General features: G+C 63.3%; 13 protein-coding genes and 1 tRNA gene. 6 read left to right on the top strand and 8 right to left on the bottom strand.

What is annotated here, in order from left to right:
• The first annotated feature begins 89 nt into the window (after window positions 1–89).
• Both zigA and CO671_RS33865 read left to right on the top strand, forming a co-directional pair.
• Window positions 90–1,295: a zinc metallochaperone GTPase ZigA gene (gene zigA, locus CO671_RS26235; protein WP_097608377.1), complete on the top strand. Its 1,206-nt coding sequence runs from the start codon at window positions 90–92 to the stop codon at window positions 1,293–1,295.
• Window positions 1,292–1,465, top strand: a complete 174-nt coding sequence (locus CO671_RS33865; RefSeq protein WP_170965055.1) for a hypothetical protein — start codon at window positions 1,292–1,294, stop codon at window positions 1,463–1,465. The genes zigA and CO671_RS33865 overlap by 4 nt, the downstream gene beginning before the upstream one ends.
• Window positions 1,466–1,935: 470 nt before the next feature.
• On the opposite strand, the gene CO671_RS26225 is transcribed toward CO671_RS33865, so the two are convergent.
• A complete protein-coding gene (locus tag CO671_RS26225; protein WP_010029057.1) occupies window positions 1,936–2,262 on the bottom strand; it encodes an RcnB family protein in 327 nt (108 codons plus the stop codon).
• A 488-nt stretch (window positions 2,263–2,750) separates the two neighbouring features.
• Between CO671_RS26225 and chrA (CO671_RS26220) the strand changes: the two genes are divergently transcribed.
• The 3 genes from chrA (CO671_RS26220) to CO671_RS26210 all read left to right on the top strand — a co-directional run bounded on the left by chrA (CO671_RS26220) (window position 2,751) and on the right by CO671_RS26210 (window position 5,915).
• Window positions 2,751–3,983, top strand: coding sequence for a chromate efflux transporter (chrA, locus tag CO671_RS26220; RefSeq protein ID WP_097608433.1), 1,233 nt, complete (start codon window positions 2,751–2,753; stop codon window positions 3,981–3,983).
• 123 nt (window positions 3,984–4,106) lie between these two features.
• The gene (locus CO671_RS26215; RefSeq protein ID WP_097608432.1) at window positions 4,107–4,490 is read left to right on the top strand and encodes a VOC family protein; all 384 of its coding nucleotides are present in this window, start codon (window positions 4,107–4,109) and stop codon (window positions 4,488–4,490) included.
• Window positions 4,491–4,583: 93 nt separating this feature from the next.
• Window positions 4,584–5,915: a hemolysin family protein gene (locus tag CO671_RS26210; RefSeq protein ID WP_097608376.1), complete on the top strand. Its 1,332-nt coding sequence runs from the start codon at window positions 4,584–4,586 to the stop codon at window positions 5,913–5,915.
• On the opposite strand, the gene chrA (CO671_RS26205) is transcribed toward CO671_RS26210, so the two are convergent.
• Both chrA (CO671_RS26205) and CO671_RS26200 read right to left on the bottom strand, forming a co-directional pair.
• A complete protein-coding gene (gene chrA, locus CO671_RS26205; RefSeq protein WP_010034696.1) occupies window positions 5,916–7,334 on the bottom strand; it encodes a chromate efflux transporter in 1,419 nt (472 codons plus the stop codon).
• 1 nt (window position 7,335) lies between these two features.
• Complete coding sequence (locus CO671_RS26200) at window positions 7,336–8,151, bottom strand: sulfurtransferase/chromate resistance protein (RefSeq protein ID WP_010034701.1); 816 nt, start codon at window positions 8,149–8,151, stop codon at window positions 7,336–7,338.
• 290 nt (window positions 8,152–8,441) lie between these two features.
• Here CO671_RS26200 and CO671_RS26195 point away from each other — a divergent pair, with 290 nt between their 5' ends.
• The gene (locus CO671_RS26195; protein ID WP_097578902.1) at window positions 8,442–8,759 is read left to right on the top strand and encodes a hypothetical protein; all 318 of its coding nucleotides are present in this window, start codon (window positions 8,442–8,444) and stop codon (window positions 8,757–8,759) included.
• Between the two features lie 242 nt (window positions 8,760–9,001).
• On the opposite strand, the gene CO671_RS26190 is transcribed toward CO671_RS26195, so the two are convergent.
• From CO671_RS26190 to CO671_RS26170, 5 genes are all read right to left on the bottom strand, one after another.
• Window positions 9,002–9,304 carry a hypothetical protein gene (locus CO671_RS26190; protein ID WP_010034707.1) on the bottom strand — a complete coding sequence of 101 codons (303 nt, stop codon included), beginning with the start codon at window positions 9,302–9,304 and terminating at the stop codon, window positions 9,002–9,004.
• A gap of 124 nt (window positions 9,305–9,428) precedes the next feature.
• Window positions 9,429–9,504: transfer RNA gene (locus CO671_RS26185), tRNA-Lys, on the bottom strand.
• 228 nt (window positions 9,505–9,732) lie between these two features.
• Complete coding sequence (locus CO671_RS26180; protein ID WP_010034710.1) at window positions 9,733–10,644, bottom strand: PhzF family phenazine biosynthesis protein; 912 nt, start codon at window positions 10,642–10,644, stop codon at window positions 9,733–9,735.
• A gap of 65 nt (window positions 10,645–10,709) precedes the next feature.
• On the bottom strand, window positions 10,710–11,483 hold the full coding sequence (locus tag CO671_RS26175) for a DNA mismatch repair protein MutT (protein WP_097608375.1): 774 nt from the start codon (window positions 11,481–11,483) through the stop codon (window positions 10,710–10,712).
• On the bottom strand, window positions 11,480–12,589 hold the full coding sequence (locus CO671_RS26170; protein ID WP_097608374.1) for an endonuclease/exonuclease/phosphatase family protein: 1,110 nt from the start codon (window positions 12,587–12,589) through the stop codon (window positions 11,480–11,482). The genes CO671_RS26175 and CO671_RS26170 overlap by 4 nt, the downstream gene beginning before the upstream one ends.
• Between the last annotated feature and the right edge of the window lie 156 nt (window positions 12,590–12,745).

The following is a 12,745-nucleotide window of genomic DNA, read 5'->3' as shown; positions in this document are numbered from 1 at the left end:
GCTGAGGCGGAAAGAGGCGGATGACCCCGTTCCGCCTTTTTTCGGTTCAATGCATGTAATGATATAACATTAATATCGATGAGGTTTCCATGGACGACAGACTTCCGGTCACGGTGCTTTCCGGCTTTCTCGGCGCCGGCAAGACGACGCTGCTCAACCACGTGCTCGCCAATCGCGAGGGCCTGCGCGTCGCCATCATCGTCAACGACATGAGCGAGGTGAATATCGACGCCGCCCTCGTGCGCGACGGCGGCGCCAATCTCTCGCGCACCGAGGAGCAGCTGGTCGAGATGACCAATGGCTGCATCTGCTGCACGCTGCGCGACGACCTTCTGAAGGAGGTTCGCGACCTCGCCAACCAGGGCCGCTTCGATTACCTGCTGATCGAATCGACCGGCATTGCCGAGCCGCTGCCCGTCGCCACCACCTTCGAGTTCCGCGACGAGAACGGAGAAAGTCTTTCGGATGTCGCGAGGCTCGACACGATGGTAACGGTGGTCGACGCCGCCAATCTGCTCGCCGACTATGCCTCCGCCGATTTCCTCGCCGATCGCGGCGAAACCGCAGGTGACGGCGACAACAGGACCCTCGTCGACCTGCTGGTCGAGCAGATCGAATTCGCCGATGTCGTGGTGTTGAACAAGATCGGCACGGCAAGCGAGGATGAGCGCGACGCCGCGCGCAAGATCATCATCGGCCTGAACCCCGATGCGAAGCTGATCGAGACGGATTTCGCCAAGGTGGCGCTGAAGGACGTGCTCGGCACCGGCCGCTTCGATATCGACAGGGCCGAGACCCATCCGCTGTGGTACAAGGAGCTGCACGGCTTCAAGGACCATGTGCCGGAGACCGAGGAATACGGCATCCGCTCCTTCGTCTATCGCGAGAAGCGGCCGTTCCATCCGGCCAGGTTGCAGGCCTTTCTCGACAAGAGCTGGCCGGGTGTGGTGCGCGCCAAAGGCTTCTTCTGGCTGGCGACGCGCCCGCACCATGTCGGCGAGATCAGCCAGGCGGGCGCGATCGTGCGCACCGGCAAGATGGGCCTGTGGTGGGCAGCCGTCCCCCGCGAGCAATGGCCGCAGGAGCCTGGCTTCCTCAACGCCTTTGGCCCCTATCTCGATCCCGTCTGGGGCGACCGCCGCCAGGAAATCGTCTTCATCGGCGCCGACCCGATGGACGAGGCCTGGATCAGGAGAGAACTCGATGCGTGCCTGGTCGAAGGCGATGCCTTCATGCCGGAGCGCTGGCGCAACCTACCTGATCCTTTCGCCAGCTGGAACAGGCAGGCCGCATGAAGGCGGCGGCGATCAAACGTTATCGCTGCGTCTGCGAGGAATGCGAGCCTTTGCCGCCGATCGAGGGGCTGCATCCGCTGACGCATGAGCGGGAGGCTGAGGCCGAAAGGCCGAAGCGATTGCTCGGGATCATTGCCGAGCGGGTGATGTCGCCACGCCGCTGGGAGTGACGATTTATCTGTGCAGGAAACGCGTCTCATTTTGCGCAATCCGCGTTCCTCTCTCATTCCCGCGTCGGCATGCTGTGGCCACCCCCTCTGCCCTGCCGGGCATCTCCCCCACAAGGGGGGAGATCGGCAAGAGGCTGGCCCGCCGACCCTTCTCCAACGTCGTGCGGGACACCAGTTCGCCATTGTTTGGGGAGACCATTGCGCCTAGCCGATCTCCCCACCTGTGGGGGAGATGCCCGGCAGGGCAGAGGGGGTGCCACCCGGCAGGCCCTCTCGTTCGCGTCTACGGCCGACGCCGCTCGCCACAAAGCCTGCCCCTCCTTCTTCATGCTCGGGCCTGTCCCGAGCATCTGCCTCCAGTCCGATAAGGCAGCAGATCCTCGGCACAAGGCCGATGATGACGCCGAACAGGGAGCGAAGCGCAAGGCAAACAAGCGAAGGGCGGCCGAAGCCGCCCTCCTCACCCCTGATCAACGACCGACGATGACATTCGAAATGACCCCGTTGGTGATGCCGATCAGCAGGAAGTCGTTGTCGGCGCGAACCCAGCGATAACCGCGCGGCGGAGGAGCGAGCCGGTAGCGGCGGTAGTCGTTGACGTTGGAGAAGCGGCGGCGCTCGCTGGCGTTGACGCGGTATCCCTTCTTCCAGTGCGGCCGGACGACGGTCTTGTGGATGACCACCTTCTTCTGCACGACAACAGGCGGACGGCGATGATCATCCGCGCTGGCCTGTGAGACCACCATCGGCGAGAGAAGGAAGGAAGCAGAAAGAAGAGCGGCAAAGATCTTTTTCATGTGGGGTTCCTCGTGTTGGGCACGGGAGAAAACTAGGCCCGAAAAGATGAACCGAAACTGAAAGTTAAATTAAACTTCCGTAATGAAATCCGTGGCCTGCGGGCCGAGCTTTGTATTTTAGATAAGACTTACAATCAGCATTCGCCGTTGCCCTTGCCGGACGGGAGGTGGGGTCGCGCCGCATGCCGGCTTTTCTCTGGGGTGTGGCTGCGCTCGTCCCAGGCGTGTTTTTTTCAGTCCCGCAATCTCATGGCGGCGGATCTTCGACAAGGCGTGGATTGGATATTGCACAGGAAATCGATGACATGGGTTTCGCCGTCAGAGGAATGCCGCCCGTGCTTGCCTGCTGCGCGCGAGCGTGTAGTTTCGGCCTCGCACCAAAGCAGAGGCACGCAAGACATGTTCATTTTTCCTGTAGCCTCCGAGGGCTTTTCCGCTCTCGCGCGGCTTTCATCCAGGCGCAACCGTGCCCTGCTATGGGGGCGGCGATGAGTGCTCGTGAGGATGCCATGCCGATTGACGGAACTGCCGACGGCTCGCCGTTCGAGGTTTTCCGCGTCTTCCTCAAGCTCGGCCTCACGTCCTTCGGCGGACCGATAGCCCATCTCGGCTATTTCAGGGACGAGTTGGTGGTGCGGCGCAAATGGATCGACGAGGCTGCCTATGCCGATCTGGTGGCGCTCTGCCAGTTTCTGCCCGGACCGGCCTCCAGCCAGGTCGGTTTCTCCCTCGGCGTCCTCAGGGGTAACGGCCTTGTCGGCGGGCTGGCCGCCTGGTGCGGCTTCACGCTGCCCTCGGCAATCATGCTCTTTGCCTTTGCACTGGGCGCCGCCGCCTTCACCGGGCCTGTCGCGGAAGGCCTGCTCCACGGGCTGAAGCTCGTTGCCGTCGCCGTCATCGCACAGGCGATCTGGGGCATGGCGAAGAGCCTGACGCCGGACCGCGAGCGCGCCGGCATTGCGCTGGCGGCGGTCGCCATCGTCGTCTTCGTCGGCGGATCATTCGGCCAGATCGGCGCGATCGCGCTTGGAGCGGCGGCGGGGCTCGTTCTCTGTCGCGCCGATGCGCCCGCACTTGCCGGCCGTCTCGGCTTTCCCGTATCGCCACGTGCCGGCGCGATCGCGCTTGCCCTCTTTGCCGCCTTCTTCCTCGTCCCGCCGTTTCTCGCCAATGCGACCGGCCATCAGGGGATCGCGCTCTTCGATGCCTTCTACCGCTCGGGTGCGCTGGTCTTCGGCGGCGGCCATGTCGTGCTGCCGCTGCTGCAGGCGGAAGTCGTCGCCCCCGGCTGGGTGACGAACGAATCCTTCCTCGCCGGTTACGGCCTGACGCAAGCCGTGCCGGGGCCGTTATTCACCTTCGCGGCCTATCTCGGTACGGTGATGACACCCGCGCCGAACGGGTGGGCGGGCGCTGTCATCGCGCTTGTCGCCATCTTTCTGCCAGGCCTGCTCCTCGTCTACGGCATGCTGCCCTTCTGGGATGGCTTGCGCACCCGCCCAGCGATGCAGGCGGCGATGCGCGGCGCCAACGCCGCCGTCGTCGGCATTCTGGGGGCGGCGCTCTACAGTCCGGTCTGGACGAGCGCTGTGCTTTCGCCGCGGGATTTCGCAATGGCGCTCACCGGCTTTCTGCTGCTCACCGTCTGGAAGGCGCCGCCCTGGATCATCGTCCTGCTGCTGGCGGCAGCATCGGCCTCCCTCGCCGCGGCCGGCGCATAGCCCAAGATCGGATTCGATTTTCGGAACGATTGGGCGCAGATTTGAAACAGGAGCGTCCGCCGCGCGTCCCGTCGGGCCGCCGCGTGCAGCGTTCCGCGACGCGGAAACACCATGGAGGAAACCATGCCCGGCATCAGCATGCGTTATATCGTCGACGACGTCGACGCCGCGGTGGAATTCTACACCAGACATCTCGGCTTTTCCGTCGCGCTTCGCCCGGCGCCAAGCTTCGCCATCTTGACCAGGGACGGCTTCCGCCTGCTCGTCAGCGGCGCGACGGGTCCGGGCGGAGCCACCCAGGCGATGCCCGACGGACGGAAGCCGGAACCCGGCGGATGGAACCGCATCCAGATCGAAGTCGCCGACCTCGAGGCGGAGGTCACGGCGCTGCGCCAGGCCGGCGCGCGTTTTCGCAATGAGATCGTGCAGGGCATCGGCGGCAAGCAGATCCTGCTCGATGACCCCGCGGGAAACCCGATCGAGCTCTTCGAAGCGCCGAAGAGATGACCGCCGCGGCAGCGCAAGAACGGTGGCTGCGCCTTGTCAGCCGTGCCCCAGCGTGTAGTTTTGGATTCGCGTCAATTCAGAGGTAGGCAAAATATGTCCGAATCCGCGGGCGGGCTCTTCGACTATGTCGGGATACTAGCCGTGTTTTTCCTCGTCGCCGCCAATGGCTTCTTCGTGGCTGCCGAATTCGCGCTTGTGTCGGTCAGGCGCAGCCGGGTCGCCGAGCTTGTCGCGGCAGGGCGCATGAATGCCTCCGCGCTCCAGCGGGCCGTCGACAATCTCGACGCCAATCTCGCCGCCACCCAGCTCGGCATCACCATATCGTCGCTGGCGCTCGGCTGGGTCGGCGAGCCGGCGCTCGCCCATCTGATCGAGCCGCTGCTCTCCTGGCTGCCCGAGCCATGGGCAGCAACCGGCGCCCATACGGTCGCGATCGTCGTCGCCTTCGTGATCATCACGGCGCTGCATATCGTGCTCGGCGAGCTCGCGCCCAAAAGCCTGGCGCTGCAGCGCAGCGAGGCCACCTCGCTGGCCGTCGTGCGTCCGCTCGAGCTCTTCCTTGTATTGTTCAAGCCGGCGATCTTCACCCTCAACGGCATGGGCAACCTCGTGCTGCGGGCCGTCGGCCTTCGCGCCGGAACCGGAGAATCCTCGTTCCACTCGCCGCAGGAATTGAAATTGCTGGTCGCCGAAAGCCAGGAGGCCGGGCTTTTGAACCCGGTGCAGCAGCAATTGGTCGAGCGGGTATTCAACATCGGCGACAGACCGGTCTCCGACATCATGACCCCACGTCTCGACATCGAATGGTTCGATGCCGACGACAGCGAGGCGGAGATTTTGAAAACGATCCGCGAATGCAGCCACGAACAGCTGCTGGTCGCCCGCGGCTCGATCGACGAGCCGATCGGCATGGTGTTGAAGAAGGATCTTCTCGATCAGGTCCTCGATGGCGGCAAGGTCCGGCCGCTGGAGGTGATCAAGCAGCCCCTGGTGCTGCACGAGGGCACCAAGGTCGTGCGCGTCATCGACAGCTTCAAGGCGTCGCCCGTGCGCCTTGCCATCGTCGTCGACGAATATGGCAGCCTCGAGGGCATCGTCACCCAGACAGACCTGCTGGAAGCCATCGCCGGCGATCTGCCGGGCGCCGACGAGGAACCCGACATCATCGTTCGGGAAGACGGCTCGCTGCTGATCGACGCGATGATGCCGGCCTTCGACGCCTTCGAACGGTTGGGCCTCAAGGATCGCCCCGACGCCGATTTCCATACGCTCGCAGGCTTCGCGCTGCACCAGCTTCAGCACATCCCCGAAGCCGGCGAAACCTTCCTCTTCGACGGCTGGCGCTTCGAGGTGATCGACATGGACGGCATGCGCATCGACAAGATGCTCGCGACGCGCATTGCCGCGGATGGAGCGGAGGCGTAATCAGTTCATCGCCAGCGTCCAGACCATGCCGGCGGCGGCGCAGCTGAGCAGTGTCGCGATGACGGAAGCCTTGAACCGGAAGATCGCGATCGCGGCGGCGACTGACAGCGCCATTGCCGCTGGCACCGCCGATTGCAGCACCGGAATGTCGAGCCGCAGGCCGGCAAGGCGGACGACGGCAACGTCGGCAAACAGCGTATGCAGACCAAACCAGATGGCGAGGTTGAGAATGACCCCAACCACCGCCGCCGTTATCGCCGACATCGCCCCTGCCAGCGCGACGTTGCCACGCAGTTTTTCGATGAACGGCGCACCCAGGAAGATCCAGAGGAAACAGGGCACGAAGGTCACCCATGTCGTCAGGATCGCTGCAAACGTGGCAGCCAGCATGGGATCCAGAGACCCTGGATTGCGATAGGCGCCCATGAAGCCGACGAACTGCACCACCATGATCAGCGGTCCCGGCGTCGTTTCGGCCATGCCGAGGCCATCGAGCATCTCGCCCGGCTTCAGCCAGCCGAAATGCTGCACAGCTTCCTGGGCGACGTAGGCGAGAACGGCATAGGCCCCGCCGAAGGTGACGACGGCCATCTTGCTGAAGAACAGACCGATCTCGGCGAAGACGCTGTCCGCGCCGAAGACTGTGTAGACGGCAGCGACCGGAATGAGCCACAGGGCAAGCAGCACCGTCGAGATGCGCAAGGACCAGGCAAGATTCGGACGCGCATGCGCCGGTATGGCCTCGCCCAGCACTGAATCGGCATCCGAAAGCACCGGCCCGCTGCCGGCCTTGTGCCCGCCGGTCTTGAAGGCCGCAAGCCCGGCCCGGCCGCCGAAAAAACCGATGATTCCGGCTACGAGCACGATCAGCGGAAACGGCACGTGAAGGAAAAAGATGGCGACAAAGGCTGCAGCCGCGATCGCGACCATGACCTTACTCCTCAAGGCCCGTCCGCCGATCCGAATGACGGCCTGCACGACGACGGCAAGCACGGCTGCCTTCAGACCGAAGAACAGGCCGGCGACGATGGCGACGTTGCCATAGGCGGCATAGATGTAGCTGAGACAGAGGATCGACAGAAACCCCGGCAGCACGAACAATATGCCGGCAACGAGACCGCCCACGGTCCGGTGCATCAGCCAGCCGATATAGATGGCGAGCTGCTGTGCCTCGGGGCCGGGAAGCAGCATGCAATAGTTGAGCGCATGCAGGAAACGGTGCTCGCCGATCCATCGCTTCTCGTCGACGATGATCCGGTGCATGACGGCGATCTGACCGGCGGGGCCGCCGAAGCTCAGGGCCGCGACCCGGAGCCAGACCTTGAAGGCTTCGCCGAACGAAACGCCGTGATGACGCTCCTCGCCCGCGTCGTTCTCCGCCATTTTGCCGGCCAACGCATTTCCTGTCATCTCGACCATCTCATGCCCGCTTCTTCGAAGCGGGCCAATTGTGGGTCTCATCGGTCGCATCGCGGCACCAGCGGAAGAAGGCGTCATAGAGAAGCATGCCGGCCTCGAGCTGCTCCAGATCGTCGGCGTACATCCTGGAGAGGCCGAGCGACGCGGCAAGCAGGCCGGGCGCCTCGGGTGCAAGATCGAGCCTTGCAGTATCGGCGGCCCGGATGATCCGCGCCAGGCGCAGCAGCGGTTCCGACCCCAACCCGAACTCCTCGACCATCACGTCGAAGGTGCAGAGCTCACCGCGATGGCTCCAAAACACCTCTTCGATATCGAAGGGTGTTGCCCCGAAGCGCGCGCCGACCTCCAGAACCTCGGTCGTCGGCACGAACAGGAACAAGGCGTTCGGATCGACGAAACGCCGGATCAGCCATGGACAGGCGATGCGGTCGATCTTCGGCCGCGCCCGCGTCACCCAGACCGTGCGTCCCTCGAGGTCGCGGCGCGGCAGCTTTTCCTCCGGTACCGCCAACCCCTCAGCGATCCAGGATTCGAAACCGCCTTGAAGACTCTCGGCGTCGATTCCGGCATGGCGAAGATAAGCGGCCACACCATGGCTGAGCTTGCCGCCCCTCTGGCAGACCACGACGACGGCATCGGCCTCGACGCTGCCTGCCCAGGAGGCGACATCGGCATGGCTGCGCCGGATCGAGCCCGGCACCAGCCGAGGATCGAGCGCAAAGTCCTCTTCCGTGCGAACATCGATAATACAGGGCGCAGCCGGGGTTCCGATGAGCCGGCTGAGTTTGTCGGGAGAAATTTCAAGAAATGACGGCATGACGCGTCCTCCGTTAATCGGTTTACTGGACGCGATTCTTCAGCATGGCGCCTCGTGGGGTGATCGCGACCCCATGGCAAAATCATGCGCAAAGAGACCCACTCATGTCAAGCGCTCGGCCCACCAGGGCGGTGGTGCGCTGACATCGCCCACCGGCCGCGCCGCAGATTTAAGCGCCGATTCTGGCAGGCTGCAGGCGGAAATCCCTGATATTGCTCGCCTCGCGGCGCCAGAATGGAACAAAATGCTCTTTGCTCCATTTCTTTGTCACCGCAAGAGGAGAAAGTACCATGACGTACGACCCCAATAATGCCAACGACCCGAACCGCCCGCTGAATCCGAATCTGGATTTGCGCACGACTCCGACCGCGCGCACCAGCAATACGTGGGTTGTCTGGGTTGCTGCATTGGCCGTGATCGCTGTCGCTGCATTCGCCTATTCGCAGTGGAGCAGCACCCCCGGCACCTCCCCGGACACGACAGCCTCGACGACCCAATCCGAGCCGGCGCCGGCCAAGCCGATCGCTCCGACCGACAACAGCGCAACGCCCGCACCCGCACCGGCACCAGCCCCGGCCACGCCGCCGGCTGCCCCTGCCCAGCAGTAAGCGCAGCGTCGCAGAAAGAAGCCGACCCAAGGCCGGCTTCTTTTCCGCGGCGGGGCCTTGAACGTCGCCACGCAAGTCCTACCTAAGGACCACGGAGTTTGTCTCTGACGGTTGACCACGGATGTACTGGCAGCCGTTGTCGAGACAAATCGAGGAAGGGTCGGTGCGAGTTTCGCCCGGCCTTTTTTCTTGCCCTATCGGTCGGCGCGCAAAACATACCTTCTCGGTGCCCGCATCCGATCTTAATTGGGGATCCTGTTGTAGAAGGATTGGGGATCGTACACGCACTCATAGTCGAGAAGGCACATTTTGCCGTCCGCATCCCTAACCATTGCCGTGTCGTACTTGTCACCGAGGTTGCACCTGGCCGGCGGATAACGGAAGCTGCGGCCACCGATGCCCATCCGCACAAAGACCTTCTTGTTCTGACGGATGATCTGCGCAAGCTCGCGGCAGCTGTGATCGCCCGCTCTGACCTCCGTTGCGCCTGCGGCAAAGGCCGGCAGCGGCAACGATAGAGCGACGGCAAAAACGACGATTTTCATGACCCCTCCGCTTGGTAAAGAAAGATAGGGCGCGCATAAACCGCCGCTGCCAGTCCTAAGCATGCGGCCGCTTTGGCGCAAGACCCCGCTCTGGCCTCTAATATGTCAATCTTATCAAGAGATTTGGTGGGTGATGTAGGGCTCGAACCTACGACCCGCTGATTAAGAGTCAGCTGCTCTACCAACTGAGCTAATCACCCGTTCGCGCTTGGCTGCGCGGTGTGACGGGGCGTATAAACAGGATCGGCAGGCTTGTCCAGCGCATCGGCGAAAATTCTTTGGTTAATCTCAAAGATTTTTCCGCATGGCCGAAATGCAGCGCATGATCCTGAAAGCCGGCGCCGATCTTCGGAAAGGATTATGCGCAGATTCAAAGTGATAAAGCCTTCCCAGCGCGTCCTGCCGGACGCAGCGGCGCTCTTATGAAATCAAAGGTCGAGGGTGCCGCTCGCCAGCCGCACCGCCTGACCGCCGATCCGCGCGTTGGAAATCGCCCCGCCTTCGACGTCGATATGCAGGTGGATGAAAGAGGGGCGCCCCATCTCGACGCCCTGCTCGATCATGATCGGGTGGTGCCCGTCCGTGAGCCGGTCGAAATGGCGGATGGCGCCGGAGAGTGCGGCTGCCGCCGCACCGGTGGCCGGGTCTTCGACAATGCCCATGCCGCTGGCGAACATGCGCGCATGAAACTTCGCCACGTGGTTGACGCCGCCGCGACAATAGACATAAGCCGAAGCCAGCGCGCCATCGACGAAGGGCACGATCTTTTCCCAGAGCTGCGGATCGAATTCCACCCGCTGCGCCGTGCCGACATCGTGCACCGGAATGAGCAGGAACGGAACCCCGGCGCTCCAAAGCGAAGGAACGTGATTTTCAAAGCCGATCTCGGTGACCTTCAACGATAAAGCGTCGGCGATGCCGAGCTTGTCGAGCGGCATGACGGCCTGCTGCGATTTGCGCGGCAGGTCGAATTCGGCAAAACTCGCCTCGCCCTCCCTCAGCCGCACGGCGCAACGCACCGGCCCGACATTTTCCTCGAGCACGGTAACGAGATCGACCGCCGCTGCGCCATGAGCCCGTTCGGCCAGCGCGATCGCCGTGCCGACCGTCGGATGGCCGGCAAAGGGCAGTTCGCGGCCAGGCGTAAAGATCCGGAGCTTCGCCGCATAGGCGGGATTGGTCGAAGGCTGCACGAAAACCGTCTCGGAGAGATTGATCTCCCGGGTGATCGCCTGCATCGCCTCGTCGCTGAGATCGTCTCCGTCGAAGACCACCGCCAGCGGATTACCGGCAAGTTTTCGATCGGTGAACACGTCATAGACGCTGTAGCTTCGCGCCACATCGGCCTCCTTGAATCGATCATCGCGCCGCCAACCTGCCCGACCAAACGGTCGAGTGCAAGGCGCTAACGCCGGTTACCCTTTCCGAAATACCAGTCGATGACGGGCAGCATGGCGACGTTATAGGGATGGGCCGCGGGATCGGCCGAACGGATCGCCGCCGCACCTGCGATTTCCTTGTCCTCGGCGACCAGCATGTGGGCCTCGATCCGCTTCACCATCTCGTCCGCCGTCAGGTCGAAGCGAAAGAGCCTGAGCAGCGTCACCGTGCGCTTGGCGTGGCTGGCAAAGAGCCCTTCCCCCGCGACCGCGTCGGCCAGGTCCAGTCCGGTCTCCTCGTGAACTTCGCGGCGCATATTGGCCTCGATGTCGCAGCGCCCGTCGATGATATCCTCCGGCTCCAGCGAGCCGGCCGCGAAATAGACCTGGCCGGGATTGGCGGTATGCGCCCCCATGCGGATCGCCACGAGGGCGCCGTCGGAGCTTTCGAGCACCGGATAGGCGAAGATGTGCAGGCCGCCCTGGCGCTGCGGCTGCCGGCGCCACCACATGAAGGCGGAAAATGGAGTGACGTAGCCCTCGCCCGCAATCCCCTCTTGGCTGAACGACAGCCGCTGTTGGAACACCAGGCGGCCGTCGAACAGCGCCGGGTTGGCGGCGGTTTCCTTCGCCCAGTTTTCACGGATCGCCGCTTCCTCGGCGGTGACGAAGGGATGGGTGCCGGGCAGCACACGCAGGTCGACGCCGGCGATCGGGAAAACCGTCGCTTCCGGCGGCCAGTCCACAAAATCATCGGAAATATCGCTGCTCGGAAATTTCATATTCAAATTCGTTTTCATGGGAGATCCAGTGTCATGACGACGGGGCAGTGATCGGATGCTTTCGGCCGGTCCCAGCCGGTGCGTGGATATCGCTCCACCTCCTGGCCTGGCGGAAAGACGGTGCGGTAGGGTTGGCCGTTGCGGATGATATCAGGCAGACGGCCGCTATTATGGGCGGCAAGTGCCGGCGAAAGCCAGATATAATCGAGCTGGCAAAGGTGCTGCTCCTGCGGGCCGCGCGCGTGATAGAGCGTCCAGCGGTCAAGCGGCTGGCGACGGACCACGACATTTTCGGCAAAGCCGTCATGACTGAATACGTCGAGCGCGCTTTCCGCCTCCGTCTGATGCTCGAAACGATAACCGGCGCCGCGCCGGCCGACCACGTCGACGCGCTCCTGATAATCATTCATATCACCACAGATGGCGAAGCTCTTCTTGGCGGTGCGGCCGGCGCCGAACCTGTCCTCGATGATGCGGCGCACCGCGCGCGCCTCGGCGCGACGGAGCGGCAGTGTCGATTGCCGTCCATCCAGCCCGTCGCGCGGATTGCCCATCGATTTGAAATGCACGACATAGAGCGAGAACGGTCGGCCGCCGATCAGAAGATCGAGCTCCAGGCAGTCGCGCTTGAAGATCTTGTCGTCGATGCGGTTGCTGAGCGCGAGGTCCTCATCGAAGAGATCGAAGTCGCGATAGGTCGTCATCGCATGACTTCTGATGTCCTTGAGCTCGATCTTCTGGCCGTCGCGCGTTTCCTCGCGCATCAAGACGGCGACATCGATGCCGCGGCTGTCATTGCCCTCGACCAGGAATTTCTGCCTGTAGCCGTTTCCGACCATGCGGAAGAGATAGCCGTATTCGAAGGCCTGCAGGGCAGCCATATTGTCGATTTCCTGCAGGCAGAGAATATCGGCATCCGCATCGGCGATTGCGAGCGCCGTCATCTGCCTGGTGTCATCGGTGGCGGCGATCACCCGCGCCTGCTCGAGCTGCTGATAGACGCCCTCGCTGTTCACCTCGAAAAGCTTGATGACGCGGTCCTGACGCAGCTGGTTGCGGAAGCCGGTGAAATCGAACCGGGTCATCAGGTTTTCGACGTTGAAGGTGGCGAGACGAAGCGACATAGCAAGGGTCCGGTTGCGGGCAGTACCTTACCCGGCAATCGCCGCAGGAAAAGGTGGCCGACCCAAGAAAGTTGCGGACAGGCATGGCTTTTGCCAACCCCGGATGCGATAGCCCACCTCCCTCAAAGCCACCGGCCGGTGCGGATGGCGACCCGC

This window comes from Rhizobium sp. M10, from assembly GCF_002531955.1.
Taxonomy (GTDB): domain Bacteria; phylum Pseudomonadota; class Alphaproteobacteria; order Rhizobiales; family Rhizobiaceae; genus Rhizobium; species Rhizobium etli_C.
This window is presented reverse-complemented; position numbering and strand designations above follow the sequence as displayed.

What these genes read in the sequence shown, in the direction of transcription:
- zigA (WP_097608377.1), top strand. Translation starts at nt 90, where the DNA reads ATGGACGACAGACTTCCGGTCACGGTGCTTTCCGGCTTTCTCGGCGCC.
- CO671_RS33865 (WP_170965055.1), top strand. Translation starts at nt 1,292, where the DNA reads ATGAAGGCGGCGGCGATCAAACGTTATCGCTGCGTCTGCGAGGAATGC.
- CO671_RS26225 (WP_010029057.1), bottom strand. Translation starts at nt 2,262, where the DNA reads ATGAAAAAGATCTTTGCCGCTCTTCTTTCTGCTTCCTTCCTTCTCTCG.
- chrA (WP_097608433.1), top strand. Translation starts at nt 2,751, where the DNA reads ATGAGTGCTCGTGAGGATGCCATGCCGATTGACGGAACTGCCGACGGC.
- CO671_RS26215 (WP_097608432.1), top strand. Translation starts at nt 4,107, where the DNA reads ATGCCCGGCATCAGCATGCGTTATATCGTCGACGACGTCGACGCCGCG.
- CO671_RS26210 (WP_097608376.1), top strand. Translation starts at nt 4,584, where the DNA reads ATGTCCGAATCCGCGGGCGGGCTCTTCGACTATGTCGGGATACTAGCC.
- chrA (WP_010034696.1), bottom strand. Translation starts at nt 7,334, where the DNA reads ATGGTCGAGATGACAGGAAATGCGTTGGCCGGCAAAATGGCGGAGAAC.
- CO671_RS26200 (WP_010034701.1), bottom strand. Translation starts at nt 8,151, where the DNA reads ATGCCGTCATTTCTTGAAATTTCTCCCGACAAACTCAGCCGGCTCATC.
- CO671_RS26195 (WP_097578902.1), top strand. Translation starts at nt 8,442, where the DNA reads ATGACGTACGACCCCAATAATGCCAACGACCCGAACCGCCCGCTGAAT.
- CO671_RS26190 (WP_010034707.1), bottom strand. Translation starts at nt 9,304, where the DNA reads ATGAAAATCGTCGTTTTTGCCGTCGCTCTATCGTTGCCGCTGCCGGCC.
- CO671_RS26175 (WP_097608375.1), bottom strand. Translation starts at nt 11,483, where the DNA reads ATGAAAACGAATTTGAATATGAAATTTCCGAGCAGCGATATTTCCGAT.
- CO671_RS26170 (WP_097608374.1), bottom strand. Translation starts at nt 12,589, where the DNA reads ATGTCGCTTCGTCTCGCCACCTTCAACGTCGAAAACCTGATGACCCGG.